This is a genomic window from Arthrobacter sp. Y3225116 (assembly GCF_059091245.1).
In genome coordinates this window covers 1-3,484 of sequence record NZ_JBNHGL010000272.1, presented here as the reverse complement: position 1 = coordinate 3,484, position 3,484 = coordinate 1, and the positions used below count along the sequence as shown (strand labels likewise).

Here is a 3,484-nt window from a genome sequence, read left to right as displayed (position 1 = left end):
AGCACCAGCGGGTCGGCGCCGGGCAGCGCGCTGCTGCGCCAGCCATCCCAGGCTTCCCGGATTTCGGCCAGCCGTCGGGCACCGAGGCCGTAGCAGCTGACCAGCACCTGGCAGCCGCCCTCCGGCCGGCCCTCCGGATGCGGCGGCGTCGTCGCAACAATCAGGAGGCCGCCGCCATGGTCGGCGTACGAATCAACCGTCAGCCCGAGCTGGCGCTCCGACCGGAACCACACCTTGCCGGAGAGAGCCTCGCCGGTGGACAGCGTTGCGGAGTACGGTTGGTCCGGTTCCGGCAGGTTGTCGAGTCCCAGGCTGGCGAGCAGGCCGTCGGGCGGCAGCGAGTCCGCGCCGAGGTACGTGGTCTGGCGTGGGTCGTTGGGGTGCCGCTCCAGGGCGAACCGCAGCTGCTGCAGGAAGGTCAGCCAGCCTTCGGTGACGTCCTCCCACCATTCGTCGGACTTCTCGCCGGACTCCCGGCCGCGCTTGAGGCTCAGCTGCACGCCGTCGCCCACCGGCTTCAGGATAAAGGCATCGCCGTTGCTCAGCGTGAGCTGTTTGTGGTCTTCGGATTCGGTGGCACCGGTGAAGTAGATTTCGCGGATCTCCTCGTCCAGGCCCTTCATGTCCCAGCCGTGCCATTGCGCAATCGACCTGGGCTCGCGCAGCATGACCCAGACCTGGCGGGCGTCCGCATTGATGTGGACGCTCAGGGGATCGCTCGCCGGTGCAACGCCGCTATCCGTCATGCGGCCGACTCTACCCGCGGGGCCGCAGGGGTGGCCAGAGTCGGGCGGAACGGGCCCTAGGAGTTCCGCTGCTGGGCGTCGAGTGCGCGGATCGCCACCAGTTCGTTGCTGATCCGGCGGTCCAGCTCGACCGGCTCCAGGGTCTCCGAGCCGCCGTGCGTGCGCAGGTACAACAACGAGCTCAAGCGCAGTTCGCGCCACTCACGCTCCACGTCACGGTCGGCGGCGGCCATGGCGCGGTGGATTTCCTTGTCGTAGAGGTTCGGCTCGTTCAGCTGGCGCTGGCGGACCTCGGCGTTGACCTTCGCGCGGAAGGGGTCCTCGTCGGCGTCGTCGGGGGTGCGCAGCGCCTCGGCCAGCCTCTGGGCTTCCTGCTGGTCCTCCTCGTCGCCGGACTCCCGCAGCATGTAGGCGGCCATGGCCATCGTCGACTGAATCCATTTCCACCGGCCGAAGTTCCCGTCAAACGGCTGGTCGATGATCAGCCGGCAGACCGTGAGCGCGCGTTCGCGGTCGTCCAGCTCCACGAACAGGATATGGGCCAGGTCCCGCACGTCCTGCAGGTGGCTGCCGGCTTTGGTGTTGAGGCCTCGGCTCAAGCGTGCGGCCAGCCGCTGCACCCGGGCATTGCGCCCGTGTGCCCGCGCCACCTCGACCACCACCGCCTCGGGAGTGCCTTCCTCGGCCGGGATCAGTTCCAGCTCAGCCAGTGCCAGCGCGCCGGGCAGCGGCGCGGGCCTGCGCGAGGAAGCCACGCGGATGCGCGAGCCGTGGGCAATGCGCACCTTGCTGCCGTCTTCCAGCGTGGCCACCACCAGCGCCGGCGTGCCGAAATCGTCGAGTACGACGGCGGTGCTTGCCACCGGCGCCGAGTGCTCTCCGGAACGGGTCAGGAACCGGGCACCGGCGCCAACGGCCTCGGCCTTGACATGGTGGATGTATGTCTCGGCCTGCTGTTCCGTCATGGGTAAATCCTTAGTCACGCTCGCGATCGTCTGATCAGTATATGAATTCGTTATCTTTCCGGGGGGAGGTGTGGACCGGTGTCCAGCGCGCCGACCTGATGAAACGATGGATTGTGAGGGGACTCTCACCTGGTCCACGTCATGGGAATAGGGACGGTGCGCCCGGGCGTTGATCTCGGCACCGGATGCCGCGGGCCCAAAAAAATCGGTGTCCGGCTCGGGATCGAGGACCAAAGATGACCGCGATCGCCGATAGCGTCAAGATATCGAAGTTCCCGCCGGAACCGTGCCTCGTCGGTTCTTACGACGAAGCACCTCACGCACAGCAGCCCTACATTCTTGTGAAAGCTGAATCCAGCCATGAGCATCATTTTTGCCCCGGAGGCCCGCCTTGGCGAAGCGCCGACGCACGCCCCCTTGTACCCCGAGCAGTTCCGCAGCAGGAGTCGTTTGACCGTGCTGCTGCGCGCCGCGGGCACGGTCCTGACGGATCTGGCCAACCGCCGCAGCCAGCGGCCGGTCCCGCTGAAGCGGCTGAGCTACCAGGACCAGCACCGGGAGGAGTCCCGGGACCTCGCCGCCCAGATGTACGTCTGGATGCTGCCGAAGTAGCCGGGCGGTCAGTCCGCCGGCACCGGGCCTGCGGTCAACGCGCCGACACTCGGCCTGCGGTCAGCGGCACCAGCCCGCGTGAGCCAGGGCCTGGCGCAGCAGGTTGCCGCGGCCGCCGACGAATTCGGACTGGACCGCCTGGCTCAGCGCATCTTCCGGCGTCATCCAGCTCAATTCCAAGGCATCCTGGCGCGGGTTGCATTCCCCGGTGACCGGAATGACGTAGGCCAGGGCCACGGCATGCTGCCGGTCATCCGTCAGCCCGGTCTCGGACGGTGAGGGGAAGTATTCCGCCACGGTAAACGGCACCGGGCTGGCCGGCAGCTGCGGCAGGGCGAGCGGGCCGAGGTCCTTCTCCAGATGACGCAACAGGGCGGCGCGGACCGTCTCGCGGTACATCACCCGCCCGGAGACGAAGGTGCGCACCATCTCGCCTTCGTCCGATGCCTGCAGCAGCAGGCCGATCTCCGTGACATACCCCAGCGAGTCCAGCCGCACGGGCACCGCCTCTACGTAAAGCATCGGCAGGCGTTGCCGCGCCTCGTGCAGATCCTCGTGGGACAGCCAGCCGGGATACGGGTCGGGAGTACGTACGCTCATGTACTTGTTCTACCGCACCCCTGCGACGCCAGTCACGCCGGCCGCCCCGCACGGCGCGTCCGTTCCACCGCAGGCCAGCCGCGGCCAAACCCGCCGGAACCGCGGAACCGCCGGTCCCATCAGGACAAAAGCGTCGGCGGCAGCGGGCGGTCTCCAGCCGAACCGTTTCGCGTGCCGCTGAACCGCAGGTACCCTCCGCCGGCCGGGTTCGCGCCGTCCGGATGCTCCACCAGCAGGACCTGCCGGCCGGCCTCGTCCGCACGCGAGCAGCCGTAACCGGCCGTGGCGAGGCGCTCGCGTAAGGCGGACAGGTCGCCGTCGTACTCAAACGCCAGCCCAAGCTGCTCCGTATCGCCGTGCTGTACCGCGACCAGCCCGCCGTTCTTCGCCGCGAAGTCCGCCGCGTCGCCCTCGCAGCTGAACCGGGGACGCGCGCCGATTCCGCGGAGGGTGGCCGCAGCACCGGATACGTCCGGCGTCACCCAGACCGCCATGACGGCCAGCGCCGGATCGGGCGGGTTGTGCCCGGAATCGTGCCCGAACGACGGCGCGGCGGCGCGT

Annotated in this window: 4 protein-coding genes and 1 pseudogene; 1 reads left to right on the top strand and 4 read right to left on the bottom strand. The window is 68.7% G+C overall.

From position 1 onward, the window contains the following. Together AC5RV2_RS15930 and AC5RV2_RS15925 are read right to left on the bottom strand one after the other, a co-directional pair. Window positions 1–746 (bottom strand): SRPBCC family protein (locus AC5RV2_RS15930; protein ID WP_494093139.1); only part of this gene is annotated, 746 nt, incomplete at its 3' end. A gap of 56 nt (window positions 747–802) precedes the next feature. Beyond that, window positions 803–1,711, bottom strand: a complete 909-nt coding sequence (locus AC5RV2_RS15925) for a DUF6707 family protein (RefSeq protein ID WP_494093138.1) — start codon at window positions 1,709–1,711, stop codon at window positions 803–805. A gap of 360 nt (window positions 1,712–2,071) precedes the next feature. Between AC5RV2_RS15925 and AC5RV2_RS15920 the strand changes: the two genes are divergently transcribed. Then, on the top strand, window positions 2,072–2,323 hold the full coding sequence (locus AC5RV2_RS15920; protein WP_494068493.1) for a hypothetical protein: 252 nt from the start codon (window positions 2,072–2,074) through the stop codon (window positions 2,321–2,323). Window positions 2,324–2,383: 60 nt separating this feature from the next. Here the strand turns inward: AC5RV2_RS15920 and AC5RV2_RS15915 are convergent, their stop codons facing one another. Continuing rightward, entirely contained in the window at window positions 2,384–2,923 is a 540-nt protein-coding gene (locus AC5RV2_RS15915; RefSeq protein ID WP_493976990.1) for an NUDIX hydrolase family protein, read from the bottom strand. A gap of 119 nt (window positions 2,924–3,042) precedes the next feature. Then, a pseudogene (locus tag AC5RV2_RS15910) lies at window positions 3,043–3,484 on the bottom strand (hypothetical protein); the annotation flags it as partial.